Origin of the sequence: Psychrobacter sp. Pi2-51 (assembly GCF_904846665.1) — a bacterium.
GTDB lineage: Bacteria > Pseudomonadota > Gammaproteobacteria > Pseudomonadales > Moraxellaceae > Psychrobacter > Psychrobacter glaciei.
Genome location: NZ_CAJHBP010000004.1, coordinates 56,621 through 82,882 on the forward strand (window position 1 = coordinate 56,621; position 26,262 = coordinate 82,882).

General features: G+C 43.3%; 16 protein-coding genes. 6 read left to right on the top strand and 10 right to left on the bottom strand.

Annotated features, from left to right (window positions below):
• Positions 1-34 precede the first annotated feature (34 nt).
• Together JMY08_RS03270 and JMY08_RS03275 are read right to left on the bottom strand one after the other, a co-directional pair.
• Positions 35-829, bottom strand: a complete 795-nt coding sequence (locus tag JMY08_RS03270) for a hypothetical protein (RefSeq protein ID WP_201590393.1) — start codon at positions 827-829, stop codon at positions 35-37.
• A 79-nt stretch (positions 830-908) separates the two neighbouring features.
• Complete coding sequence (locus JMY08_RS03275) at positions 909-1,457, bottom strand: hypothetical protein (protein ID WP_201590395.1); 549 nt, start codon at positions 1,455-1,457, stop codon at positions 909-911.
• 440 nt (positions 1,458-1,897) lie between these two features.
• On the opposite strand from JMY08_RS03275, the gene JMY08_RS03280 reads away from it, so the two are divergent.
• From JMY08_RS03280 to JMY08_RS03295, 4 genes are all read left to right on the top strand, one after another.
• Positions 1,898-6,427 (top strand): exodeoxyribonuclease V subunit gamma, encoded by a 4,530-nt coding sequence (locus JMY08_RS03280; RefSeq protein WP_201590420.1) that lies wholly within the window; start codon positions 1,898-1,900, stop codon positions 6,425-6,427.
• Between the two features lie 248 nt (positions 6,428-6,675).
• Positions 6,676-11,217, top strand: a complete 4,542-nt coding sequence (locus JMY08_RS03285; RefSeq protein WP_201590433.1) for a UvrD-helicase domain-containing protein — start codon at positions 6,676-6,678, stop codon at positions 11,215-11,217.
• A 74-nt stretch (positions 11,218-11,291) separates the two neighbouring features.
• On the top strand, positions 11,292-13,508 hold the full coding sequence (gene recD / locus JMY08_RS03290; protein WP_201590436.1) for an exodeoxyribonuclease V subunit alpha: 2,217 nt from the start codon (positions 11,292-11,294) through the stop codon (positions 13,506-13,508).
• A gap of 54 nt (positions 13,509-13,562) precedes the next feature.
• Complete coding sequence (locus tag JMY08_RS03295) at positions 13,563-14,084, top strand: MepB family protein (RefSeq protein WP_201590439.1); 522 nt, start codon at positions 13,563-13,565, stop codon at positions 14,082-14,084.
• Between the two features lie 78 nt (positions 14,085-14,162).
• On the opposite strand, the gene JMY08_RS03300 is transcribed toward JMY08_RS03295, so the two are convergent.
• From JMY08_RS03300 to JMY08_RS03315, 4 genes are all read right to left on the bottom strand, one after another.
• Complete coding sequence (locus JMY08_RS03300; RefSeq protein ID WP_189582132.1) at positions 14,163-14,726, bottom strand: hypoxanthine-guanine phosphoribosyltransferase; 564 nt, start codon at positions 14,724-14,726, stop codon at positions 14,163-14,165.
• Positions 14,727-14,816: 90 nt separating this feature from the next.
• Complete coding sequence (locus JMY08_RS03305; RefSeq protein ID WP_189582129.1) at positions 14,817-15,485, bottom strand: hypothetical protein; 669 nt, start codon at positions 15,483-15,485, stop codon at positions 14,817-14,819.
• A 379-nt stretch (positions 15,486-15,864) separates the two neighbouring features.
• A complete protein-coding gene (locus JMY08_RS03310) occupies positions 15,865-17,520 on the bottom strand; it encodes a DUF3482 domain-containing protein (protein ID WP_201590442.1) in 1,656 nt (551 codons plus the stop codon).
• A 65-nt stretch (positions 17,521-17,585) separates the two neighbouring features.
• Entirely contained in the window at positions 17,586-18,968 is a 1,383-nt protein-coding gene (locus tag JMY08_RS03315) for a DUF2868 domain-containing protein (protein WP_201590445.1), read from the bottom strand.
• 260 nt (positions 18,969-19,228) lie between these two features.
• Here JMY08_RS03315 and JMY08_RS03320 point away from each other — a divergent pair, with 260 nt between their 5' ends.
• Positions 19,229-19,990, top strand: coding sequence for an SDR family oxidoreductase (locus JMY08_RS03320; RefSeq protein ID WP_201590448.1), 762 nt, complete (start codon positions 19,229-19,231; stop codon positions 19,988-19,990).
• Between the two features lie 140 nt (positions 19,991-20,130).
• Here the strand turns inward: JMY08_RS03320 and JMY08_RS03325 are convergent, their stop codons facing one another.
• The 3 genes from JMY08_RS03325 to JMY08_RS03335 form a co-directional block, all read right to left on the bottom strand.
• Positions 20,131-21,675 carry a bifunctional 2-methylcitrate dehydratase/aconitate hydratase gene (locus JMY08_RS03325; RefSeq protein ID WP_201590466.1) on the bottom strand — a complete coding sequence of 515 codons (1,545 nt, stop codon included), beginning with the start codon at positions 21,673-21,675 and terminating at the stop codon, positions 20,131-20,133.
• Between the two features lie 144 nt (positions 21,676-21,819).
• Positions 21,820-22,446 carry a GNAT family N-acetyltransferase gene (locus tag JMY08_RS03330; RefSeq protein WP_010200440.1) on the bottom strand — a complete coding sequence of 209 codons (627 nt, stop codon included), beginning with the start codon at positions 22,444-22,446 and terminating at the stop codon, positions 21,820-21,822.
• A 72-nt stretch (positions 22,447-22,518) separates the two neighbouring features.
• On the bottom strand, positions 22,519-24,384 hold the full coding sequence (locus JMY08_RS03335) for an ABC transporter ATP-binding protein (protein WP_227679575.1): 1,866 nt from the start codon (positions 24,382-24,384) through the stop codon (positions 22,519-22,521).
• A gap of 114 nt (positions 24,385-24,498) precedes the next feature.
• Between JMY08_RS03335 and JMY08_RS03340 the strand changes: the two genes are divergently transcribed.
• A complete protein-coding gene (locus JMY08_RS03340) occupies positions 24,499-24,963 on the top strand; it encodes a DMT family transporter (RefSeq protein ID WP_201590469.1) in 465 nt (154 codons plus the stop codon).
• Here the strand turns inward: JMY08_RS03340 and prpF are convergent.
• Positions 24,960-26,228 (bottom strand): 2-methylaconitate cis-trans isomerase PrpF, encoded by a 1,269-nt coding sequence (prpF, locus tag JMY08_RS03345; RefSeq protein ID WP_201590472.1) that lies wholly within the window; start codon positions 26,226-26,228, stop codon positions 24,960-24,962. The two genes, JMY08_RS03340 and prpF, sit on opposite strands and share 4 nt — an antisense overlap.
• Positions 26,229-26,262 lie beyond the last annotated feature (34 nt).

Here is a 26,262-nt window from a genome sequence, read left to right on the forward strand (position 1 = left end):
CAATGAAGAAAAGACAAATAGAGACAATTTAAATTTATTCGCTGTTGCTCAGCGCATCAGAGACATCTACTGGGTTGTTGCCTGTTGCTTTTTTTGCCCGTGATGTTGGTTTAAATAAGTCATTTACGCTGTTTTTGTAGCCACTGATGTTTTCATAATCATATTTCTTCAATATGTCTTGCCCTACACTTGAAAGTAAAAAGTTACGAAAGCCGATCGCTGTAGGGTTGTGTGTCAAAATAACACCATCAAGCGCATGCTCGTCTTTTAACGCATAGCTGAAAGAATTTAGGCGACGTGCTTCAGTATTATCCGTTACCGCAATTTTATTTGCTTTCACGCTATCAGAGTTATCTTGAGCGGTACTACCAGTCTTAGCTTTGCGCTGGTTGTGCTTGCCTTGCTCGACGTCGATTTGGGTTTGTAAGGGTGACAGTCGCTCGGCTGACAAGCCATCATCAGCAATAATTATATCGGTATTGTTGATAACAGACGTGCCATTAGTATCGCCCTCTGGCAAAGTCAAAAGCGCTGTCGAAGGTACATAGCTTGCCAATACCTGCACATGCGGATAGCGGGTTTTAAAGCGAGCGATAACCTGGTCTAGTGGGGTTTGCAAACTGTCCTCTACTTGCAAATACAAGGTGCTATCGGTGGTAGTTTTAGCATCGTTTTCAGTTGCCCCAGCCATTGGCTCATTTTCGCTTGCCATAATGGGCAGCGGGTCTATGTTTTTACGATTGCTACTCCACAGCCAAGTAAAGACAGCGATAAGTATAATCAGCAGCAGCAAAAGCAGGCCAGCCAATAGCAGCTTGTAGTCTTTCATATATTATCGTTCTTGTTTTAGTGGATTTAATTAAATCTTCAAATGGCATATAGTGAGTGATTTTCTGCTAAATATAAAGCTATTTATATAACACTTCCTCTACCAAGTCTGCCAGCATATCAGCAAACACATCCTTTGCTTGCAAGTTATCATCTTGTTTGCATACTTTTTTAGTATCGCTATTTTGTACACGGCTCTGCTGTCCAGCGCTCTTGTTATTGACTGAGGGTGACTTGCTGTTTAGCGTTGCAGTAGAGTCAGTTTCGCCATCGTTGATAGCGCCTGTCTCAGTATGCGCTGCTAATGGTGATTCACCTGTTAATAGTCTGTCTTTTAACCATTTAAACCCATGTGCCTCCCACCATGCTTCAAAACGTGGCAACGTGCTACCACGTACCGCCACAGGCAGATCTAGCGTTCTCAATTTCTGCGCAAGTAGAGGATCGCTGATAGCTTGATGAATACTCAGATAAAGTGAGCTACTATCATCCTTATAGGGTCGTCTGTTCTGCCATGATCTGTCATCGATTTTCATACGTGGCAATTGCCACAACTCACCGCGATAATACACGACGTATAAGCGTTGTTTTGGATGGACAAAAATGGCATCAATGGGACGCAATGGCATAATATTAAGTAATCTCGTCAATAGAAAGTGTTATTTATATACAGGTTGTAAAGGTCAATTTAAAAACCGCAATGAAATTATTTCATAATAAATATAAATGATAGTATAAAACGACACTAAATGTCGCAAGCTTATTATAATGTCGGCATCTACACTAGTAAACGATAACCATCAATGGCACACTGATAGCAAATTCGGCATGTCAACGTCATCAATGGATATGTAGAATTTGCTACTATGGTTGTTTTTGTTTATGGCCCTCATGCTAGCAGAAATGCATAACAGTAACGACCATCAAACATGGATTGATGAGTATTGATTTTTGTTTTGTCTGGACGTTTTATAGCGTTTGTGAAATTGGATACAGACATCCCATCTATAAGTTAAACCTTTTTTATCAATCTTAGTATCTCACCCTTATTCCAATCAGATTATTGTCTATGTTCACTATTATTCAGTCGCACCGCACCGAAAACCTTGTTGATCAATTGCTTATACAATATCAGTCCAAGGATCAGCCTGTTTTTGAGCCTTTTATTGTCATTGTGCCCTCAATGGTATTGGGCGATTGGTTGGATAAAACCATTGCCAGTCGCGCTGGTATTAGTACCTTGGTGCGTACTAAGTTCTGGGGTCAGTATCAATGGACGCTCATGCAAGATGTGTTAACCCGCCATAACGCTTTTTTACTAGCGCAAAATCCTGAAGCGCAAACTCTGAATGTGCCAGAAGTGGCGGTGTTGTCACCAACGGTAATGCAATGGCGATTGTTTGGGTATTTGACTTACTACCAAGAGGCGATTGTTAAAGATGAGAAGCATCCGGTTCATCCGTTGCTAGCATCTTTGATTGATGAGCCACAGGCAAGTGCTCAACAAGACAGCTTACAACAGGATAAGGCGCAACAAGATGCCCGTATTTGGCAGCTGGCAAGCGATTTGGCAAGGGTGTTTAACCGCTATTTGACCCATCGTGAAGATTGGCTAGCATTATGGTCGCACAACGAGCCGCTGAATGTGGATGAATTGATAGCAGATAAAGATGCATTGTCACTGCGCTTTGATAAATATGCGCGTGGCACGCCTGAGTGGTTGGTCGAGCATTATGTTGAGTTGGAAGTTGCCCAACGATTCTTGTGGGCGCATTTGTTTGCTGATGTTCATCTACACCGTGTAGCACTGGAGCGTGCGTTCTGGTCGGCCTTAAAAAATAACAAGGCGAATGAGCGTGACCAGTTGCCAACTATACTGCGTATTTTTACCATCCAGCAACTGCCACAGACCGAGCTAGACTTCCTACAGCGCCTGTCGCAATACATGAATATCACGCTATTGCATTACAATCCATCAAAGCTGTTTTGGGCAGATATCGTCGATAAGTCTTGGTTACAGCGTCAGCAGATTATTAATCCTGAGAGTGTGTTTTTGCGTGATTACGGCCACAGCTTGCTGTCGCGTCTGGGGAAGCAGTCGCGTGATGCTTTTGCCATGCTTGCCAACTTGTCGGGTAATGAGCAGTACGACGATGCACTGGTTGAATGGCAAGATAATTTTGATGATACGCTGAGTATTGGTTCTAATCATGGGGTTGCTGCTGAGTATATCGATGATGCTAGTAGCGCTCAAAATAGTCCAAGTTTGTTAAAGCGTTTGCAGAATGATGTGTTAATGCTTGATGAGCAATCGACCCAGCAAGCAACGGCCGCTACAGTCTCGCAAGCGGTAAGTAAGCAACTAGAGCCGAGCTTTGATGAAGCTAAGCCAGCAACGGCTTGGTATGAAGATGAAGCGTTAGAGAATAAGCGCTTTGAGATAGACCGTTTTTGGGCAATCTCTTCGCAAGATAATAGCCTAAGCATTCATTCGTGTCATAGTTTGCAACGCCAGCTTGAAGTGTTGCGTATTATGATTGGTCGTTGGTTGAACGAACCTATCAGACTTGGTGAGAAAAAACGCCATATCTCTGACATTGTTGTGCTGCTACCCGATGTTGAACGTCATCATGCACTAATTGGTTCTATCTTTGTCAATGGTAAAGGTCAGGATGGTTTGACCTTGCCTGCTAAAGTGACTGGTGTTGTTGATGCTGATATTCGCCAGTTATGGGAAGCCATTATCGGTTTTTACAAGCTATTGGGCAGTCATAGCGCCCGTTTTGAAGCAGCTGAAGTCTTGGACTGGCTCATGTTACCGCCTTTATTTGAAAGTTTTGGGCTGACTCATGAACAAATGAGCCGTGGTTGTGACTTATTGGTAGAGGCGGGCTTTATTCGCGGTTTTGACGAGTTGCATCTTAAACAAACTTTGGATAGTAATGACTATGACTATCGCTTTAGCTTTGCACAAGCACTAGATAGATTGACCTTAGGTCTGGTGATGCCAGAGGCCGAGTTAAGTGACTGCTTGTATCCTTTAGATGAGGATGAATGGCCAAGCACTGCGTTGCCAGAAATGACCTTACCGTTACCACAAGTGAGCCTAAATGATGCGTTGATTGTTGAAGCGCTTTGCCGCATTTATACCGGCTTGGTCGCACGTCGTGATGACCATACACAAAAAATGAAAGCAGAAGATTGGCTCGACCAGATTGAGACACAAGTTATCCATCGCTACTTTGGCGATGTGGACCAAACGCGTACCATGCGCGCCATTTACAACGCAATGAATGGCTTTAAGTCAAGTCTGCGAGCCAATCGTCACTATAGGCAGTACGCTAGTGGTGATATCGACAACAGAGAAGTAGAGCAAAGGCTGGCAGGTGTGGAGCAGTTGCCGCTCAAGCTGAGCTTTATGCTAGACAGTATCGAAAACGAGCTTGAGAGTCAGCAGGTCAGTGCGGAGCCAACGGGGGTGATTACCTTTGGTCGATTCGGTGCACTAAGAAACGTGCCTTTTGAGTTGGTAGTTATGCTCAATATGGATCTCTCTGAGTTTCCAGGGCGTGACCGTGATAACCGCTATGATTTGATGAAAGCGACCAATGCTCGCCGCGGTGACAGAGTCAGTGAAGATGATGACAACGGAGCGTTTTTAGATGCGTTGTTATGCGCGCGCAGTGCTTGCTGGATGTTTTACAATGGTCAAAGCTTGACGGACACGCATGAGCATCTGCCCGCCAATCCAGTGAGTGAGCTATTGCAATTCTTGCAAGGTGAGGTGCAATGGCAGGTGAACTCGCTTGAGACATTACCTAAGGATATTGACCCCAACACCGAGAGTCTCAAACGCTATTTGCCTAAATTGATTAAGCAGTGGCTAGTAACTGAGCATCCTGCACTGCCTTTTCATGAGAGTCTGTTTGAGACAGAAATTGAAGGCGCTGATATTTTTGAGCAAGTGTCTCCTGATATTGATGACAATGCTAATGCCAATGCCAACGTTAATATCAATGCCCAGGATTCAAGTCCTGTTGATATGATTGATGAATTGGATGCTCTATTAAATACAGCCATGCGCAAAACCAAACTGGCTCAGAAAAAACAGTTTCCGCCTGCGCCGCTTTGGCAAGCGGTGTTTGATACATTGAAAGGGCGAGTGGCGAGTGAGCAGATGCAACTGGTTGGCTTACCCACAAAAGCACAATATGAGTCAATTGCTCAGGTGCTAGGTCAAGGCTTGGGTCAGCTAGGTCAAGTAGACAATCAAACCTTGTCTACATTGGCTGATATGCTAGCGCTAGATACAGTTGTTGATACTAGCAATGTTAGTAGCATGACAGAGGCGCTCATCCAAGCTTTATCTGATAGCGTATTTAATATTGGAGAGATAGACATTGAAGGGGTATTGGCTTACCAAGTACGCCATCCTGCCAAAGCTTTTTTGCGTACCCAAAAGGTGCATGTGGTACAAGGTGAAGAAGCTCTGTCGCATCAAGAGCCATTATTTTTAGACAGTTTGACTACCTATAAAATCAAAGACCATTTGATCAAGCAGTTGGTCGCTGATAAGACTGAGGCAGATAGCGGTCATATAAAGGCTGAAAGTACCACTCCAATTCTGATGTATCAAAAAATTATGCCTGCTGGTGTCGCTCGCCAGACCACGCTACCCAATCAACAAAAGAAACTGCAACAACAATGCTTGGAGTTCAAAGAACAATTAATTGCTAATGGCTTTGATGAGAGCAGTATTCTCAACGAGAGTGGAGCAGATAGCGCTACAGTATTACAGCTACTGACACCAACCGCCGAGCACCCTGTTCAGATAGAGCTAAAAAATATACTGAGTAGCATGGATAATGAGTCAAGCAATCAGACGAATATAGAGGATATAGAGACACTGCTTAAGCTGCTGCCGAAAGTTATTAAGATAAAGGGCTCAGTACCAATATTAGCACCAATATCAGTGCCGACAGATGCGCATAACAGTCACTCTCATATTCAGGCAGGCGTGCCTTATGCTCAGCAATCGCCTAAGCAATGGTTAAACATATTGCCCAATTCTGCCAGCCCTAGGCATTTACTTAAGTTTTGGTTGTCACATTTGTATTGGCAAGTGGCCAGACGTACCACTGCCGAGCAAGTGGTATTAAATGATGGCGTGAGTATTTGGCGCTTCAATAAGTCCAGCTCACAAGTCAAAAAATATGACAAAGTAATGGCATTTAAACTAAGCCCGATCGTGTATGAAGATGCAGTAATTGAGCTGATAAAATGGGCTATTTTTGGCAAATTAACGGGTCAAGTACCTATTACGTTACTGCCAGAATATGCACTTAATTACCTTGATAAGTATCTAAAGCCTGAAGAAGGTGACGGTAATAGCTATTGGCCAAAACGTGCCGACTTCTCCGACTGGTTAAGACCTAATTATAACTCAGACACAGTATATGATACTTGCTCGCAGCATGCCATTTGGCAATACGTACTGCGTGACCAAGATGCGTTTAAGGCTTTGTCAGCAGCGTTGACTACATTAGCTCAGCCACTGTATGAGCCGATGTTTAATGCGTTAACTAACTTAGATGGTTAGCTCATTATTTAAAGCAGCCCCTAATTAATTTTTGCTATCTTGTTCTAGGGCGTGTCTTCATTTCAAAAATGGTGATAAAAATGAGATAAATTGCCGTCAAACGAGGAAAATAGTGCAGATAATATCGGGATATTAACCAGCTGTTTGACGATGTTTGGCAAAATTTAGCTGTTTTTAGCCCATTTAGATAACTATCGAGTGAATTGAAGATACGCCCTAATAAATAATAATTAAAAGTATGCGCCCATATGACAGACTTTACCGACCCAGCTAATACCATTGACTTATCTACACAACCGAATTTATTCGATGAATACTCAGATGAGCTGCCTTGTTTGTCTGCTATACCTGAACGTAAAAATGATGTCATACCGGCAGTTGATGTCGATCTAACGGGCAAGCACCTAATTGAAGCCTCAGCGGGCACGGGCAAAACTTGGACGTTGACCGGTATTGTACTACGCCTACTGATCGAAGCGCGACGTGCGCCAGAGCAGATCATTGCCACGACTTTTACTCGAGCTGCCGCAGCCGAAATGCGTCAGCGTATCCATGATCGTTTGGTAGATTTCTATCAGCTATTACAATGGGTCAATAGCCTAAGTGCTGATGCTAGCAATAAAGAAAGTCTCTATTCCAACATACTACAAGTCATGCCTGAGAGTAATAAAGACGCACAAGCAAATAATGACTCAAGTATTGATGCAAACGTTGAAGCAGATATTAACGAGTTAAATCAAGACCTTGCTGCTGATAAGCAAGCGGCGGCAGAGAAACGTAAACAAGCAAAAAAAGACCGCGAAGATTGGTTGGTTAATCAGGCCAAATATGTGCGCTTAGATGGCATCATGCAAGATCCTATTAACTTGCATCTTGTCGGTTATTTGCTAGATCACGTGTACAGTTACCCAATGGCGGAAGCTATCAGGCGTACGGCACTGGTACTCACCACGTTGGATAAGCTATTTGTAGGCACGCTTGATAGCTTGGCGCAAAAATGGCTGACGGAGTACAGCAGCGAAACTGGTCACCAGCAGGGCATGGGGATTATTGAAGACAGCAGTATTGAACAGGTGACTGACAGTATTATCCATGATGAGCTGCGTCAGTTTCAAAGCCGTTTGTATTATGAGCAGCCTAAACTTTACGCGCTAATGGATCAGCAAGGTAAGCTGACTGCAGTTGGCGATCATAAGAAATATGTGACTCGATCGCTTAATTTTATCTCTGCGCCGATTGACGAGATAAGGCATGAGAAAAGCTTTGACTTTGATGCATACGAAAAGCTAATCAATGAGTTTTCTCAGTTAGATTTAGCAGATATCCAGCCTTATTTAAATCCTGATTATAGAAAGTCTCAAGGATTTCGTGGTGGTTCTAATTTAACCAAACAGTTTGATGCCATTATTGATGTGCATCAAAAAATATCAGAGTATCAGCTGACATTTAATAGCTATTTAAATGAGAGCGAGAATAAGATTTTGACATCATTGCAAGATGCCAGATATCCAGATGAAGATGGCAAAATCAAGAACTTTAATAAGAATAAAGAAAAAGAGCATCAGACGCTTTTTGAGCTAGAAACCATTAGTAAGTTAATGGCCCTCTTAGATATGCTAGACAGTTTAAATCAGCATATATTGTTGGTATTAGCCAATCTTAACCGCCATATTGTGCTTGCTGTTCGCAATAGGCTACCAGTCATTTTGGAAGAGCGTGGCGAGACGACTTTTAGTTTACAAATGGTACGTTTAAACCAAGCATTAACTGGTCGTCAAGGAGATAAGCTGTCGCGTTATATTCGTCATCATTATCCAGTGGCGCTGATTGATGAGTCGCAAGATATCAATGGCGAGCAAGCCATTATGATTGAAAGCATTTATTTGCCAAAGAACAAGCGTAAACAGTCGGACAGTGACAAGCAAGCAACCACTAAGAAAGCCAATCATGAGTTTCTGCTATTAGTTGGTGATCCCAAACAGGCTATTTATGGGTTTCGTGGTGGCGATGTGGCCAACTACAACTATATGAAAGCCCAGTTTGATAAAAGCGCCCTTTGGACACTTGATATCAATCGCCGTTCAAATGCCGGTGTGATTAACGCATTGAACTGCTGGTTTGGTATGGCTAATGCAACAACTGCTGAGAATAAGCTGTCGCAGTTGGGTACTGGTATTCACTACCAACATATCAAAGCAGCAAAACCGGAATATGAGCTGTCTTGGTTTAATGAGTCAAATAGTCTGGATGATGTACTGGTGACAGAGGTGCTTTCTGCTCAGCCAGTGAGCTTATTGCACCTGCCTTATGACAAGGACAAAGAGTTTGATTACGATGAACATGAAATAACAGCTCGCCATATAGCCACTTTGCTTAATAGTGGTCAGACACTTAAAGGTAAACCGATTCAGCCCAGTGATATTGGGGTGCTAGCACGTGCCAAAAAAGATCTGAAAAGGGTCGAAGACGAGCTGGTAAAACTCAATGTGCCGACCTTGACCACCAGTGATGTCAGCATATTTGAGACTATCATGGTAGAAGATGTGGCGGCGCTACTGAGTGCCATGCTGTACCCATATCGTCATGACATGATTAATCGGGTGTTGACCAGTCACCTATATGGACTGAGTATTAAAAACATCAAAGCCATGATGACGGACCATGAGTCAGGCGTTACTGAGGGCAGCAGTACAACAAGCTTCTATTCACAAAACTCTAATTCGAAAGACCCATCAGTTAATGAAGCTACTGATAATAAAAAGAGCTATCAAGACTTTATTACTTATTTAAAAGAAGGTGCACAGCGTTGGCAGCACTTTGGCATATTATCAGCGCTACATTATTTATTAGATAAAAGCCCTGTACAGCCGCAAGGCGTTTGGCAGGCCTTAGCTGCGCATCCAGAAGGTGACCGTCATATTATGGACTTGCGTCATGTGATGGACATCTTGGCGCAGTATGGTCTAGGCATGGGTGAACATGAGCTACTAGCTTGGTTCAGGCAGCATATAGATGCAGCGCCTAATAGTGATTGGGCTAAGCAATATCCGCTACCGACAGAGTCTGGCGTGCAACTGATGACCATTCATAAGTCAAAAGGGCTTGAGTTCCCTATTGTCTATGTATTGGGGATGGATGATGCCAGTAGGAAGTCTGGCAATAAGGAAGACTATGGGCTGTATCTATATAACGCGCAACAAGCGCCTTCAGCGCTAGTGCGGCAGTCAATAGAAGTACAGCAGTCGACAGATAATCAATCAACAGGAAATCAGCGTCGTTTCTCACCACTGCAAGGATCTGCTACTGTCGAGGGCTACTACACCGATATCGAAACACAAGAAGGTTTTGATGAGCTGCGCCGCCTTGGCTATGTAGCATTTACTCGGGCCAGTGAGCAGCTCTATGTAGTGTTAAAAGAGGCCTATAGAAATACCGATTGTGACTTAAGACCAGTGTGCCATTGGTTTGACTCTAAGGAGGCCAAGTTTGAACTACCGGATAGGCTCAAAGGTACCATAGGCATGCTCAGAGGGCATAAGGTTAATGAGTTTTATGACAATAATTACGCAAGCAATGGTGCTAACTCAGCAGGTATAAATGGCAATGTTCAGCTAGCCGCAACCAAGTCAAATGCTTATAAGCCTACAACAGAAGCTATTGAGTACGCGCCATTTGCTGAGGTGATGAAAACCAATTATTTTTATGGTTGGGCTAAGACCAGCTTTACCGCTTTGGCACGTCAGCTAGATGAATCTACACAAGCAATGGCGATAGTGGATGAGCGTATTGATGATGCGATAGACATTGATATGACAGAGTCTGCAGTTTCGGATATCTCTTTACTTAATAACGATGAATTTAGAGAACAAAACAGTGAACTCAGTCTCAAGTCAGAAGATGACATCCGCTTTACCTTTGTAAAAGGTGCCAATGCTGGTACGTTTTTGCATGAGATATTTGAACAAATAGATTTCACTAATAAAGCCCAGTGGTCTCAGGTTATTGATAGAGCCATTAGTAGTTATCAATTGCCGATCATCTATAGCAGTGCGGAACAACAGAGCCGCAGATCACAAGGCAAGAAACAAAGAAATAGTGATGGGTTTGATCTTGAGTCAATAGATACAACGAAGCATGAGGCGTTAATCAATTGGATCGAAGAAGTGCTACATGCGCCATTATTATCTTCCAACCAACCTTTGATATCTCTTAATAAAGGTAAGCGATTTGCTGAGTTAGAGTTCAACATGGGGCTGTCAGAGAATTTTAAAGCACAGGATATCAGTAAGCTTTTCCAACAGTATTTACCTGATGAGACAGATAAACATGTCACTCTAGTGCCACAAAACAAAGCTCATCTGTATCGTTATTTGCGTGGTGAGATTGACTTGGTGTATGAGCATGCTGGCAAGTATTATGTGGTCGACTATAAAAGTAACTTTTTAGGAAATAGCCTAAGCGATTATAATAAAAATACGCTAAAGCAAGCAATGTCCAAAGCAGGGTATTGGTTACAAGCAGCGATTTATCAAGTGGCATTGCATCGGTTCCTTGCCATGAGAATCAGTGATTATGCGGGTAACGAAGATAAATATTTAGGCGCTGTAGAGTATGTGTTCTTACGCGGTGTGTATGATCCGAATGCTAAAATCGCTGACACTACATCTCAAGATAATAATAAATATAGCAGTAGTAATTTAAAAAATCATGGCTGCTATGGATTGGTCACTTGGGATATTCCCATCGACTTTATTAAAGGTTTAGACGCACTATTTGGCACGCCAGATTAATAAACTTAATATGACAATTAAATGGGCAAATATTGTTATAACATTTAATCAGATCAAAAAGAGACAAGCACACGATGAGTAATAATAATAACAAGAGCAAGTCAGCCATTAGCTTACAAGAGAGCTGGGCAAGTAATCTCAGTGATTATATTTTGCTGCGTCGTCAGCAAACCCATGTAGCATATAACGTGACAGATATAAAGGTAGAGGCTGAGAGTAAGCATATCGGTAAGACAGAGGATAACGGCTTATTTACGGCTCTATTCGTTATGTTGGCCACTCATTTGGAAGAGGGCCATACCGTATTGACCATTGAGGCAGCTGAGCATGACACACCGCTACAAGGGCAAATTAATGGTGAGTTGGTCGCACTATATGCGTGGCAGCAGAACTTACTAGAGATGATGGCAACGCCAATATTCGCATTAATGGATGCTCAAATAGACACGCCATCAGAAGACGACTCTTCAATTGAGCTGCCCTTTGAGCTGCCCTTATTTGGCTCATTAGATACTTTGTTTAGTAAACGAGCTCAGCTATGGGCGCAGCTAGCACTTAGCAACCATGAAAAAGAGATGATGGTCAAACGGTTTGATACGATTGCTATGCTATATCAGCGCCTAAAAAACACGGACTTAACGACTTTCCTTCAGTCAATTCACGAGCATACGTTATTTTCTAACGTTAATCTAAATACTAGTAATATTAAAAATAGCCTAAGTAAAAACAAACCTATCATATACCAAATACAAGAACGTCAGGCTAATAATGAAACAGAGCTAACACTCACCTTTTGGTTACACCGTGCTTGGCAAGCAGAGTTTAATTTAGCAAAAAATATCAACAATATCTTGAATCAGAAAGTAAGCCCTTTACAGATAGCAATGCCTAAAAATCTTCATGAGCACCAAGTGAAGGCAATCAATGTCGCTAATAATAATGCGTTTAGTATTATTACCGGTGGCCCAGGTACAGGTAAAACATATACCGTGGCTCAATTGGTCATTGCGCTGCAGCAAGCGACAGAGAGTGGGGGGGATGGGGCTGAGCATATTCGGTTAAGTACGGACAGTGCCAGTTTGGCATTGGCCGCACCAACTGGTAAAGCTGCCCAGCGAATGCAGGAGTCTCTGCAGGCGGCTTTAGATGCAGCAGATGTTAAGCTACAGTTGCAAGAAGCTAAAACCATTCATCGTCTGCTAGGTATCGGCCGAACAGGTAGACCTCGTTACAATGCTGATAACCCACTGGGTGAAGATATTATCATCGTTGATGAAGCATCGATGCTCGGGGTCGAGTTGGCCAATTATCTTGTGAGTGCGGTAAAACCAGGTGCAAGGCTGATATTATTGGGCGATGCGAACCAGTTAGCAGCAGTAGATGCAGGGGCTGTTCTGGCTGATCTCTGTCGTATTCCACGACTACAAGCCATTCATGCAGAACTAACCGAAAGCCGCCGATTTAGCGCAGAGTCAGGGATAGGGAAGCTGGCCTCGCAAATTAATAAAGCAGAGGTAGATACTCAGGTCATCTGGAAGTTGTTAAAACAAGATAAAGCATTGAGCTTTCAATATGTGAATACGCTGCAAACGGAGTCCATATTAAATGATAAAAAAGAAAATAGCCTAAGCAATAAAAAATTGTTGTTAGAAATCACCCATAATTACAATCCATACGTAGATAGAATTCAAAATTTACTGGAAAATCCGGTAGAAAAATCCATGCCAGAGTCAGTAAAAAGTACTGTAGCTCAATTAATGGAAATATTTAACCAGTTTAGAGTCTTAAGCGCTGGTCATAATGGCGAGTGGGGCGATCATTATATTAATAATTATCTCACCCAGTGGCATCTTGCTGAGCTAAAGCTACCATTAGGTCAAAACACATGGTTCCATGGTCGACCTGTTATGGTTCTACAAAACAACTATGAACTGGGCTTGTTTAATGGTGACATTGGTTTTTGCTTGCAGACCAGCGATGAAAGAAGCCGACTAGAAGTGTTTTTTGAGAATAAAACACAGGGAATTGCGGTCAATTTACTGAATGAAGAAGTCATCGCCACCGCATATGCCATGACTATTCATAAGTCGCAGGGGTCTGAGTTTGATCATGTAGCGATTACTTTTGATAATAGTCATGAAAGATTACTGAGTAAAGAGCTTATCTATACAGCAGTGACTCGTGCTAAGAAACAGGTGACCATTTATAGTACCAAGCAAGCTTTCGAACGTGCTGTCAAAACACCAACTGAGCGCCATACGGGCTTGGCATCACAGTTTTCTAAGCTTTAATAGATAAATATTACAGGACATGAAAGTACAAGATGTATAAAAGGAGGGTTAAAGTTGCATACCTTTGATAGTGTGCTAGATCATATCAATGAAATCATTTATGAGCCTCACCAATTCATTGTATCCTCAATTAAACAGGAAGTACAAAACTCTGAATACGCAGCAGGATTATTTACCTTATCCTCTCGGTCGGCTATTAAAACAGCTAGAGGTAGAGTGGCTAAGCAAACAACTACCAAAATAGGGCAGTTCGTTACCTTTTGGGAAAAGGAAACCACAGGCATTAATCAACCTTTCCAATATGATCAATCACCAGACTTGTTAGTAATCACGACATTTAAAGACAATCATACATTTGGTCAGTTTGTTTTTCCGAAGCATATCTTACTGAGATATAATATCCTTCAGTCTCATTCTACAAAAGGTAAGATGGGCATAAGGGTCTATCCTAGCTGGGATAAGCCAACCAGTAATACTGCTGTAAAGACTCAGACTTGGCAACTTGATTATTTCTTCACGGTTACTGATACAGGCATACTACCTACAGAAAAAATACGAGCATTGTATGAGTTATAAAATCTAAGCAATAAAAAAGCATCCAAATTGGATGCTTTTTTAGAACTCAAATATTTTTAAGCACTTAAAGTGTAAGACTTAAATTTTGCCTTCTTTGATTGCATAGATACCAGGCAGATGGCGCAAGTAGCCATGAAAATCCATACCACAACCATAAACATAACGGTCTGCAACATCAATACCCACAAAATCAACGTCAAACCCTTCAACTTTACGATCGTGTTGTTTATTGAGTAGGACGCAAGACTCGATAGACAATGGCTTTTCTTTACCCAGTTCTTCAACGATGGCTTTTAGAGTGATGCCTTCGTCAAAAATATCATCAATCAATAAAACGTGTTCGCCCTCGATGTTAACATCAGGCTTAAATTTCCAATCAAGCTCACTGGTACCTTCGTTATCACGATAGCGTGAGGCATGGATATAATGCATGCGATGATAGAAAGTAAGGTGAGTAAGCAGTTGACCGGCTGGGATAAGACCACCGTTCATAACGACCATAACGATTGGGTTTAAACCCACATAATGTAGGTTGAGCTGCGCTGCAAGGCGCTCATAAGCAGCGGCTACTTCGATACTGCTGATAAGGCACTCTGAGTTGCGTAGGGTTTTTTCAATTTCTTGATTACTAATTTGGGTCATGAGTTGCGCCTTGGATAAAAGTGCCGCCTATTTTAGCAAATTTTAGCAAATTTGCCCAACACTACCTTTTTAATAAGAATATAAATTTTATTATGATGGCTTTTTGACAATGAACGGACGGTAATAATTGGCCAAACGATTCAGTGATGTATCAGGTAGGTCCGGCAATAACTTGTTCAGCGCCATGCTCATTCCTTTATCAATGGCGGCTTTGGCAACTGGCACAGACTTACGTTTAATCATGCCGAGCTTCAGCGTTTCAGCAAAGCGACTGACAAAGTGGGTAAGCGTCTCTTCATTGACAGTTTCGAGTGCTGTTTTGAACTTCGCTCTATCCACATGCTCAGGTGTAATAGCGGCAAAACCTTCATCGATGGTTTTTGCATCTGAGTCTGACAATTTGAAACCTATACGCTTGACACCTTCATTGTCGATAAATGTGGCACGATCCCTTAAGAAATGAAAGCTAGGAAGCACTTCTTCATTGTTCTCTTTACCCAATAAAATATTGAGTAGGGTATCGGTCGCACGCTCAATCGTTACAACAATTTTTCGCATAGAGGCTTGACGCTCGGGATTAGGAATAATATCTACCAAGCCAACCAATAAGTTATCTGTAAGGTCGCGAGCCGTCTGATGCGTCAGCGCATCGCGATAAGGGTAATAATCCACTTGCTCATTTGAAGCAATGACTTGCTCGGCCTCAATGATTAATGCTTTTAATTTATCTGAAGGTACGAATCCAAAATAATGTTCCATGATACTTCCTTTATTTGTTGTTTTTCATGTCTTACTAGCATTACATTTATCGTCAAATCGGTTATTATTTAAACAAAGTCTTTAATCTTAGGCTCATCACACGAGATGCGAATTAGTGACATGACCTAGTTATAAAATACATGACTTTTGCATGACTTTGTTGATTGGCAATAGTTTTACAAATTGCTAGGATTTACCTAAACGATAGGTGAGCTGAGTCAATCATCGCATACTAATTTAGCATATTTTTCATATGCTGATTTAAAAATATTGAACTCATAAGAATATCTAATTACTTGTCTAATGAACATTGAGGCTATTGCAATCCTGCTATTACATGGATTTGTACGACAGAGGCCAAAGAACTATTCAACGACTGCTAGCGCTTATGTGACTGTAATTTCCCTGAAAGCGACCATGCCATGTCGAGCCGCAAACTTTGGGCAAGCTCTGCTTTACCGCTACTGAGCGATGACCATTGCGGCTTGCCCCGTGCTTTTTTTAGCTCGCTTGGTAGCTTATTTGTTGGCCATGGTGTCACGTTATTGTCTTCTCCAGACAGATCGTTACTGTCTTTATCACCTTTGTATAATAGCTGCGTGGCATCAGTCGCAGCGTGACCACGATGGCGTAGGGCAGTGAGTAAATCTATCGCACGAGTGGCGAGCAAGGTTAGGGTAGCAGGGTCAATGTATAAGCGTTTTACCCCAGTAATCCGATCGGCGATGCTACTGGTATTTGATAATAGCCCGCCTGCGATACCGCCTATTGCCGCACCCAATCCCAACGTCGTGCCAAGTGCTGCCGCATCAATGCCCAATCCGAGCAGTGCACCAGCTGCTGCGCCCGATGTCGTACGAATTCCATAGCTTTTGAGCAATTCAGGGTCAAAAGGATCTTGCTGATACGCTTGTAACTCAAGCGGAGTCGCAGCTACCGCATTGTCATAAAATTTATATAAATTAAGCAGATTGTGCTGCATCGCGCGCTCACTTTGCCTAACGGCTTCTTGCATTTGCTGCAATACTGGCATCGGGTCGTCATCATCGCTAATCTCACGCACGAAAGCGGCAACGTTCAATAAAAAATCCGCGATGATGATATTAGCCTCATCGTATAGCTGTGCCCAGTCTTCTGTGCGTCTCTGCATGAGCTGTTCAAGCATCTCTGAATGGGTAAGCATGGTCGCAAGATTTTGCCACAAATGCATTTCATCTTCGAATTCAAAAGCGACTGAATCGAAGCGGGTAGAAATGTGCAGATTGCGTCTTGCCAGCATGGTCTGCCACTCATCAATATTGGCATTTTGGCTATCAGTGAAGTTGAACACCGGCATAACAGGTATCGCTGCCCACGATAAAATGGTGAGTTCATCCTTGTATTTACCCAACACTGGTTCACGAGCATCGACGACATAAACCGCCATATCACTTGCCAGCAATTGGCGGATAACTTTGGCTTCTTGGCTATAGTCCTCATTGCTACTTAACGCATCACCACCTTGAGCGATATCTGCTGCCAAAAATTGCTGTAGACGTTCAATACCATCGCGACGACTGGCGGTATTGTCCTCTAACCAATCCATCAATCCCGATGCGTCTTCTAGACCTGGGGTGTCATATAACGCCACCAATACTTCGCCGGTCTGACTATCGGTCAGTTGGGCGCGTTCGACATGGCGTGTCGTAGCAGCTTCGTTTTTGACTTCCCCAAAATACACGTCACGTAATAAGGTACGCAAAATAGAGGTCTTACCCGTATTGGTATGACCAACCACCGCCAGTTTTAATGCCTCACCGCTGGCTATCGTGGTTTTCTTACTCTCGCGAGTTGTCGAATCTCCTGCTTCATCAATAGCATTAGAATTGGTATCGATGGAAGTGGCGACGTCGGCTGTATGGCTAGCACTGGTTTTATTAATATTAATAGGCTGAGTAGGTACTGTCGTTGAGCTGTCTGAGTTGATAGGCTCATTTTTTAATGCCTTGTCGGCGAAGAGACCAACAGGCTCATTCTTCGTTTTATTATTATCCATCATCTGATCCCGTATTATATTTATTAGAGTCTGGCGAAAATTTTAAAAGTTATTATCATTTTTTATTAAGCAGTATAAGTACTTACCAAGCCAATCTTTCGTGCTGATAAAGCCGTTTGCCATTGTTGATATCGCACATTTTGTTGCTGCGAAAATTTTTGTTGCAAGGCGTCAGTAGTGTCAGACTCATCATTAAGTAGCTGCACAATCAGCCCGTCTTTAGCATGAGCCGCAATTTGATCGAGCTTGCGTAGCGTGCCACGGTCAGGCAGGGCTTTGCTATGAATACCAAGCAAGACTTGTACTGGATGGGTCTTTAGATACACGGTTAATCGATCCATATCATCACGGTCATCAACAATGCCGAAATTCTCTATCTCACTATTATCATCAGTATTGGCATCCAGACCTTTTTGCCACCAGTTATCTTGTTCTGAAGGATATTCCAGTAGCGCAACCAGCTTCTTGCCAGCGCTGACAGTTGCCTTTGGAGCGATAGGCGCCGCTACCTCCGTAAAATCGTCGGCATCAACCACATGACGCTGCCAAAAATTTAGGATTTTTTGATAATAAGGCAGCTTGATGTCCAAACGCATTTTTTTACGACGGAACATGAAGGCACAAAACGCCCACGCTATCGCCCGTGGCACGATACCATACATCAGCAAACTACCAATTAACAGGCTTGCCCATTGCCGCGCGACAGACAATGGCATGGCATCAGTCACAAGTCGACTCTGCACGATAGCGGCATTGTCAGGTACACCAAATCCGACCATACTAGGCAGCCAGCCAAGCACTTGGGTGAGGGTAATCAGTGCCTGATCGGATAGCAGCGTCGACTCCCAACTAAAGCTATATTGGCGCACGATCAATAAGAATATAATCGCAAAGAGCATACCGGTTAAGGTAGCAAGCCATAACTGATGACTAAAACGACCCAAATACCAGCGCATACCACTGTGCTGTAATTGACGCTCGTACAAGTCAACCGCCGCTTGGGTGACATCATCCTTACCACGGATAAGATAACTAGGGCTAACAAAACTGGCAAACCAGCTGGGCGACTGACGACCTTGGTTAAGCAAGGTCATGACCAGCCAACCAGCCAGCATAAGGGTATGAAACCCAAGCAAACAGACCAAGACATAAAAGAAATTGACGACATTGGCTTGTAGTAAGGTAAATAACCCTAAAAACCCCGAGATACACCACACCACACTCATGACCACCATGATGCCTTTTATGCGTCCATCAATCTTGCCGAGTACACGTGCTAGCGCACCGTTACTATCGATACGTGAGGCACGGCGGTGCAGTTTTTGGACGGGTTTTCCATCCTCATTTTGCAGTTTTTCCGTGATTAATAGTGGGTCAGTGGCAAAGACATGCTGCTGCGTCTCAAGCGTGCGTACCAGCTCAGTCAATTGATCTTGGGGTGAGAGCATAAGGTGATAATATCCGTATAAAAGCGTTCATTTAGAAGACAATTTTTGATTATTGTAGCGTATATATAATGGCAATTACTGCTGTTATTTTGCAGCGTCACAAACCAATGCTAACTAAATGAGCCATTATTAAGCATTTTTGTCATGGTAAAGGTGATAAAAATCAGCCAGAATGAATGATAGACAGGATAGTCATAACCATAAAGATAAGCCATACACTGGGCATGTCCTCATTTTAGAAACACAAAAAAGGAATCGTTATGAGTACCAAAACTTATCTAATCATCGGCGGTACGGGTGGCATTGGCAAAGCCATGGTAGAGCAATTGGTAGAGAGTACGGCCAACAATAATGATGGAGACAACCTGCGTGTCTTTGCTACTTATCATAAGAGCGTTCCTGATTTTGCAGCGGACAATCTCTATTGGGTGCCCATGGACATCTGTGACGAACAGAGTATCAAACAAGCGGCGGATGTCATTAGCCAGCATACCAGCCATATTGATTGGCTCATTAACTGTGCAGGACTCCTACATACTGCGACGCAGCAACCCGAAAAATCACTACGTCAGATTGAGACGGATTTTTTCTTAATAAATATGCAGGTCAATGCCTTGGCCGGTCTGCTTATTGCTAAGCACTTTAAACCTCTATTGGCCAAATCTGAGCGTAGTAATGACAATCCTGCCGTTTTTGCCACCATTTCTGCACGAGTGGGTAGCATCAGTGACAATCAGTTGGGCGGTTGGTATAGCTATAGGATGAGCAAGGCGGCGCTCAATATGGGCATGAAAAATCTGAGTATCGAATGGTCACGGTCGCTCAAAGATGTGTGCGTGGTGGTCATGCAACCCGGAACCGTCAACACGCAGCTGTCAGCGCCTTTTCAAGGCAATGTGGCTGATGGGCAATTATTCTCACCGGCTTATAGTGCAGAATGCTTATTAGAAGTGCTAAGTCGCATGACGGCTGTGCAATCGGGCAGCTTTGTTGATTGGGCAGGGGAATCTATACCTTGGTAGCGCCAAACGATTGAACATTGAAATTGATTCAATTTAATAGAACAAAATAGGGCGTGTCGTTATCATGATATTAACGACACGCCCTATTTTACTGATAAGACAATGATAAATTAAGCGTAAATCTCTAGGTGAGCAAATGCTTAGTTCGCCATAAACAAGTCCATAAACTCATGCACGGGTGTCTGCTCCAAGCGTTTTTGATCGCTGCATAACGCAAAAATAGCCTCGCAGCGACTGTCGATAAAACGTGTCGCCAGACTGGCTCGAAACTTGGCTTCTAATACAGGCAAGCCTTCTTCACGGCGGCGTTTGTGACCGATAGGGTATTCTACAGCGACCTTATCGGTACTGGTGCCATCTTTAAAGAACACTTGAATGGCATTGGCAATCGAACGTTTGCTTGGGTCATGATAGTCTTTTGAATACCGCGGATCTTCCTCTACCACCATCTTGCGGCGCAACTCATCGATTAATATATGATGCTGCTCATGGTAATCATCTTCATAGTTCTCTGCCATCAGATCTCCCGTGAGCAACGGCACAGCCACCATATATTGTAAACAATGATCCCTGTCAGCAGGATTGGCAAGCTCACCTTGTTTGGAGATGATCCGAATCGCTGAATCATGGGTCGTCAAAACGATTTTTTCGATGTCATCAATTCTGTCTTCGATACGTGGGTACAAAATAACCGCCGCCTCGCATGCCGTCTGCGCGTGAAACTCAGCGGGAAAACTTATTTTAAATAAGATGTTTTCCATCACATAACTGCCAAAGTCACGCTGGAAGGTAAAGCGACGCTCGCTTTCGGGCTTGGTGGCTAAGTCCTTATTGGTGTGGCTAAACAACACATCATAGAATCCCCACTGCGGTGCGGTTAATGCCCCGGGAATACCCATCTCACCGCGTTTGGTGATATCTACCAAGCGTACAGCACGGCTGGTCGCGTCACCTGCGGCCCAAGACTTGCGGCTCCCTGCATTGGGCGCATGACGATAGGTGCGTAGAGCTTGTCCATCGACGAGGGCTTGTGAGATAGCCGCCATAATACGCTCACGGGGTAGATTATAGAGCTTGGCGACGACCGCAGTTGAGGCCAATTTGACTAAGAATACATGGTCAAGCCCAACGCGGTTAAAGGAATTGTCTAGTGCCAATACACCTTGGATTTCGTGCGCCATAATCATCGATTCGAGCACGTCTCTCATGGTGAGCGGTGCGCGACCTTGGCTGACGTTTTGCTGACTAATATAATCTGCGACTGCCAAAATACCACCGAGATTGTCTGACGGATGTCCCCACTCAGCAGCCAGCCACGTATCGTTATAGTCTAGCCAGCGTACGATGCAGCCTATGTCAAAAGCGGCTTTGATAGGGTCGAGACGATAATTCGTGCCGGGCACACGCGCGCCATTTGGGGTAATTTGATCGGGGCAATCGGGACCCAAGTGCTTGGTACATTCAGGGAAACGTAGCGCCAGTAAACCGCAGCCCAGTGTATCCATCAAACAGTAACGGGCAGTACTCCAAGCGTCATCACTGTTTTTGGAGTCTTTATCGATAGAGTAAGTTAAAACATAGTCGGCGATTTTTTGGATTTCATCGTCATATTCTGGACGGACGTTGCTTTCTACTGTCGCACTACTTATATCCGAATTGGTTATATCTGAGTTGCTATTTGACATGGTCGTCTCCTTTTCCTTGAGTGTGCTACTTCTTTAACCAATTATCTTGGTTATCCTTTTAAAGCAGTCATCATTTAAAAGTAGCATACTCAATATGGAACAACCAAATTGAATTATGTTAAGAATTAAGACGTTAGCAGCCGTTTAAATCATTAAATACAGCAGACCTAAAATAAACAAAGCAGCCATAATAAACAGCAAAAATCCCAAAATTTTGGTCGTCGTTGTCGCGGTATCCGTGCTCTCTTTTTTGACTTTGTTTTTCTTAGCAACGTATAGCACCATTTTCACGTGCTCGATATTGTCCTCAAGATAATGCTCGCCTTCAGGCACAAAACCCAAAGACTCATAAAAGCTGAGTAAGTAAGCCTGTGCAGAGAGTATAATCGGGCGCTTCTTACCATACTTTTTGCGGCAATGCGCAATGGCTTGATTCATCATCTGCCGTGCTAGACCGTCTCCTCTATGCTCTGATAATACCAGCACTCTACCGATGGCAGGCATAGACGTATGATTGGTCTTAACCGCAGGGTCGGCGACTGATAGATTTGACTTCAGCTTATTGAATTCAGGTGGAATGATGCGGCAATAGCCAATTAGCGTTTCATTTTTATGCGCAACTAGGTGCAGACAATCAAAGTCCACCTCATCCATATCTTGATACGCACAGTTTTGTTCGACAACGAAGACCTGCGAGCGCGCTTTTAAAATATGATAAAGATCAACTGCGGTCAGCTCGTCAAAGGTTTTTATAGAAAATTCACAAGTCATAGTGGGCTAGCTTCTGGCAATAGGCGGTAAAATAATGGGCATTATAACGATTTAGGCAGGTATTAACCATTCCTAACCGTTTAGGGTCTGGCTGATCTTATCTAAGTTTAGGCTATCAGACATGGCGCTAAAGATTTCAAAGTATTTGCCACGCTGGGCATAAAGTGCCTCGTGCGTACCTGTCTCAACCACGCGACCATCTTCTATCACGACCAAGTCATCAGCATCGATGATTTGGGCAATATTGTGTGAGACCATAATCACGGTGCGATCTTTTTTGATGAGATCTAGGCTTTTCTTCACTTGTTGGCTAGCGATGGCATCGAGGCTGGCAGTTGGCTCATCCAAAAACACAATAGGTGGGTCTTTTAAAAACATCCTTGCCAAAGCGATACGTTGTTGCTGACCGCCTGATAGGGATTTTGCGGTGCTCTCATAACCTTTAGATAAATTAATGATTTGCTCATGGATGGAGGCTTTTTTTGCTGCAATGATAATATCTTCATCAGTCGCATTCATATCACCATAGCGGATATTTTCGCTAATCGTACCGGAAAAAATATGATTGCTTTGTAGTACCAGACCGATATTTTGGCGCAATTCATGCGTATCGCAGTCGGCCAAATTATGCCCGTCTAAGCATATCATGCCAGCATCCGGCGCGTAAAATTTTACCAATAAGCTAATAATCGTACTCTTGCCAGCACCGGAGAGGCCCACCAGTGCAGTGATACGATTTGGCTTAATAGTAAAGCTGACATCTTTTAGTGCTTGTGTACCATTAGGATAGGTAAAATCGACGTTTTTTAGCTCAATGTGACCTTTTAAATCTTGACTACTTCTGCCACTGATATTTTCAACTTGCTCGTCATCTTCTAATATCTCAAAAAACCCTTCGGCATAGGTCAGGGCATTATTGATTTGATCATAAATACGATGTAATTGACGGATAGGGGCCGCGACGTTTTGGAACAGCATGACATGAAACAAAATCATGCCAATCGTCATCTCGCCTTGCAACACAAAATAAGCGGTGAGAAGAATGATAACCACCACACCAATCTGCTCGATAAAGGTCTTTATCGCATCATAAATAAAACCGATACTGCGAATACGCAGCTGATTATCTGTCATCTCTTTTTGAATGGTTAAATGCTTCTCCGCCTCAATAGATTCGCGGACAAAGGATTTCACTACGCTGATAGAGTTAATCAGCGAGATAACCAAACCACTCTTAGCTTCTCTATAGCCACGCATCTGCCGACGGAAGCCTTGCAGACGCCGCGCTTGTTTTTGGCTGATGAAGAAATATATCGGAATGATAATAAGACCGACCAGACCAATCCAAAAATTGGTCGAAAACATGATAATGAGTGAGACGATCGCACTGGCAAACAGCGGCAGCATATCGATAAAGAAGTTTTGCACTAAACTGGTTAAGCTACTGACCCCATAATCAATACGCGTTTGCAATTTGCCGCTGTCGTTTTCACTACTGGTATAAAACGCCATGCGATAAGTAAGAATGCGCTCAATGATTTTTTGGGACAAATCGCGAGACAAGTTAATACGAATCTTTTCGCCAAAGAAGCGCTGACCAAAAGAGATAAATATCGACAGTATTTCTTTGGTCAAGAGCACCGCACTAATAATCCCTAGCATGCGTAGACCAGCCTGCCATGGATCAGCAAGCGTGGCAATTTCGGTCAAGGTATCGACGGTATAACGCAATACAAAGGCGTTGACCTGAGCGGTAAAGGAACCCAGTACGGTCAATATTAAAGTGGCGATAATTAAGGTTTTGTAAGGCGCGGCAAATACTGCCAGTTTTTTTAAAATATCCCACAGCAACGCCCGCCGTTCAGTTTTCTTGATCGGAGGTTTCTTGTCTAGTGGCTTATCTAGTGACGCGCGGCTCGGTTGGGGAGAATTTGGCATAAACGCTTAACTCATAGGTATTAATATTTCACTAAATCGTATTTATATTAAATTTTTGAAATAAAGTTTAGTATTATATAGAGAGATTTTTTATTTCATTTTGGTGGATACCGTTTGAAAATCCTTCCTTACGTCTTAATCAGCCTTTTAGGTGGTGCTATTGTTCCGCTGCAACTGGCCATCGTCAATACTTTTCGAGAAAGTACACAAGCCTCTCAAATACAATCTACCTTTTATTTATACTTAGGAGGTGCATTAGCTTCTTTAGTACTGTCGTATATAATGAGTGGAGGTATCAAGCCGCCAATGATCGAAAACGCGACGTGGTGGATGTGGTTGCCAGGATTTTTGGGCAGTTTTTATATCTTATTCATGTTTATTGCCGCGCCAAAGATAGGCGCAGGTAATACACTGCTTTGGGTGTTTCTTGGGCAAATGTATTTTGCCCTGATACTAAGCCAAACTGGATTGTTTGGCTTAGAGGTTAAAGCGATAGATATCTATAAAATCGCTGGCTTAGCATTAGTTACTATAGGTGGGATGTTAATGATATATGGTGAGACGAGAGTTAACGTTTAAAAAGCATCCGCTGGCACAAAAACTTCACCAACCATGATACGCCTTGCTGAGCGACTCATCGATACCTTTTTGGCTTGCCAGCGTCCATCAACCAGTTCAGTTTTTCCACCGACAAGCAATGTACCTGATGGATGACCAAAACGCACTTGATTAAGCTGCTTTTCAGATTGACCTTCACCAGCTGCCGCTTGATTGACGAGAGTGCCTTGTGTGGTTGCGGCGGCGGCGATAGCAACTGCTGCTGTACCCATCATGGCATGATGCAATTGCCCCATACTCATGGCACGTACGACTAAATCAATATCGCTTGCATCGACCGATTTACCACTAGAGGCCGTATAACTTTGTGCTGCGCCCACCCAAGCGATTTTAGGAATGTGTTGGCTGGTCTGCGCCTCGCTCACATCTTTAAACAATCCCATTGCCACGCCGCCTGTGGCACGGATTTTCTCCAGCTTGGCAAGTAGCTCACTGTCACTGTTGATATCACCTTGCAATTCAGTACCGATAAAGCCCAAATCTTCCGCTTTCATAAAGATGGTTGGGATACCAGCGCTAATAAAGGTAGCTTTGACACTATCAGCATCTAGACCGCAGCCAGCAACATCGAAGTCATCGACCAAGTTGCCAGTAGGGAACATATCGCTGGTGGCATCCACAGGGTCGATAAACTCAATTTTGACTTCAGCAGCTGGGAAGGTCACGCCATCTAACTCAAAGTCGCCCGTCTCTTGAACTTGTACCTTGCCTTGCTCATCTTGATACACAGGCACGTGGGCGATAATGGTTTTACCGATATTCTCTTGCCAAATGCGTACTTCACAAATACCGCTTTCAGCACCTTCATCGATGCTGCTAGCAATTTTTTCGGCATCGACCAGACCCATATTGATGGCACAAGCACCAACGGCGGCGGTTAAGTTCCCACAGTTTCCCGCCCAATCAATCATTGGCTTGGCGATATTGACTTGTCCAAACAGATAGTTTACGTCGTGATCTGATTTGTCAGAGGCCGATAAAATGACCGTTTTTGACGTGCTGGAGCTGCCATTGCCTAAGCCATCGATTTGCTTGCCATAAGGATCTGGGCTGCCGATAACCCGCAATAGGAAACTATCACGCGACTCGCCAGCGACTTGGCAACGCTCAGGTAAATCGGATAATTTAAAGAATGTCCCTTTTGAAGTGCCACCGCGCATGTAGGTAGCCGGAACTGAGATTTGTGGGGCGAAGGTTGGTTTTGATTTAGAATTGGTTTGGGTCACTGTATTAAGTCCTTTTTATATGGTTATAAGATTG

Excerpts from the sequence above, each read along its gene's own strand:
- JMY08_RS03270 (WP_201590393.1), bottom strand. The coding sequence starts at position 829 with ATGAAAGACTACAAGCTGCTATTGGCTGGCCTGCTTTTGCTGCTGCTG.
- JMY08_RS03275 (WP_201590395.1), bottom strand. The coding sequence starts at position 1,457 with ATGCCATTGCGTCCCATTGATGCCATTTTTGTCCATCCAAAACAACGC.
- JMY08_RS03280 (WP_201590420.1), top strand. The coding sequence starts at position 1,898 with ATGTTCACTATTATTCAGTCGCACCGCACCGAAAACCTTGTTGATCAA.
- JMY08_RS03285 (WP_201590433.1), top strand. The coding sequence starts at position 6,676 with ATGACAGACTTTACCGACCCAGCTAATACCATTGACTTATCTACACAA.
- recD (WP_201590436.1), top strand. The coding sequence starts at position 11,292 with ATGAGTAATAATAATAACAAGAGCAAGTCAGCCATTAGCTTACAAGAG.
- JMY08_RS03300 (WP_189582132.1), bottom strand. The coding sequence starts at position 14,726 with ATGACCCAAATTAGTAATCAAGAAATTGAAAAAACCCTACGCAACTCA.
- JMY08_RS03305 (WP_189582129.1), bottom strand. The coding sequence starts at position 15,485 with ATGGAACATTATTTTGGATTCGTACCTTCAGATAAATTAAAAGCATTA.
- JMY08_RS03310 (WP_201590442.1), bottom strand. The coding sequence starts at position 17,520 with ATGGATAATAATAAAACGAAGAATGAGCCTGTTGGTCTCTTCGCCGAC.
- JMY08_RS03315 (WP_201590445.1), bottom strand. The coding sequence starts at position 18,968 with ATGCTCTCACCCCAAGATCAATTGACTGAGCTGGTACGCACGCTTGAG.
- JMY08_RS03320 (WP_201590448.1), top strand. The coding sequence starts at position 19,229 with ATGAGTACCAAAACTTATCTAATCATCGGCGGTACGGGTGGCATTGGC.
- JMY08_RS03325 (WP_201590466.1), bottom strand. The coding sequence starts at position 21,675 with ATGTCAAATAGCAACTCAGATATAACCAATTCGGATATAAGTAGTGCG.
- JMY08_RS03330 (WP_010200440.1), bottom strand. The coding sequence starts at position 22,446 with ATGACTTGTGAATTTTCTATAAAAACCTTTGACGAGCTGACCGCAGTT.
- JMY08_RS03335 (WP_227679575.1), bottom strand. The coding sequence starts at position 24,384 with ATGCCAAATTCTCCCCAACCGAGCCGCGCGTCACTAGATAAGCCACTA.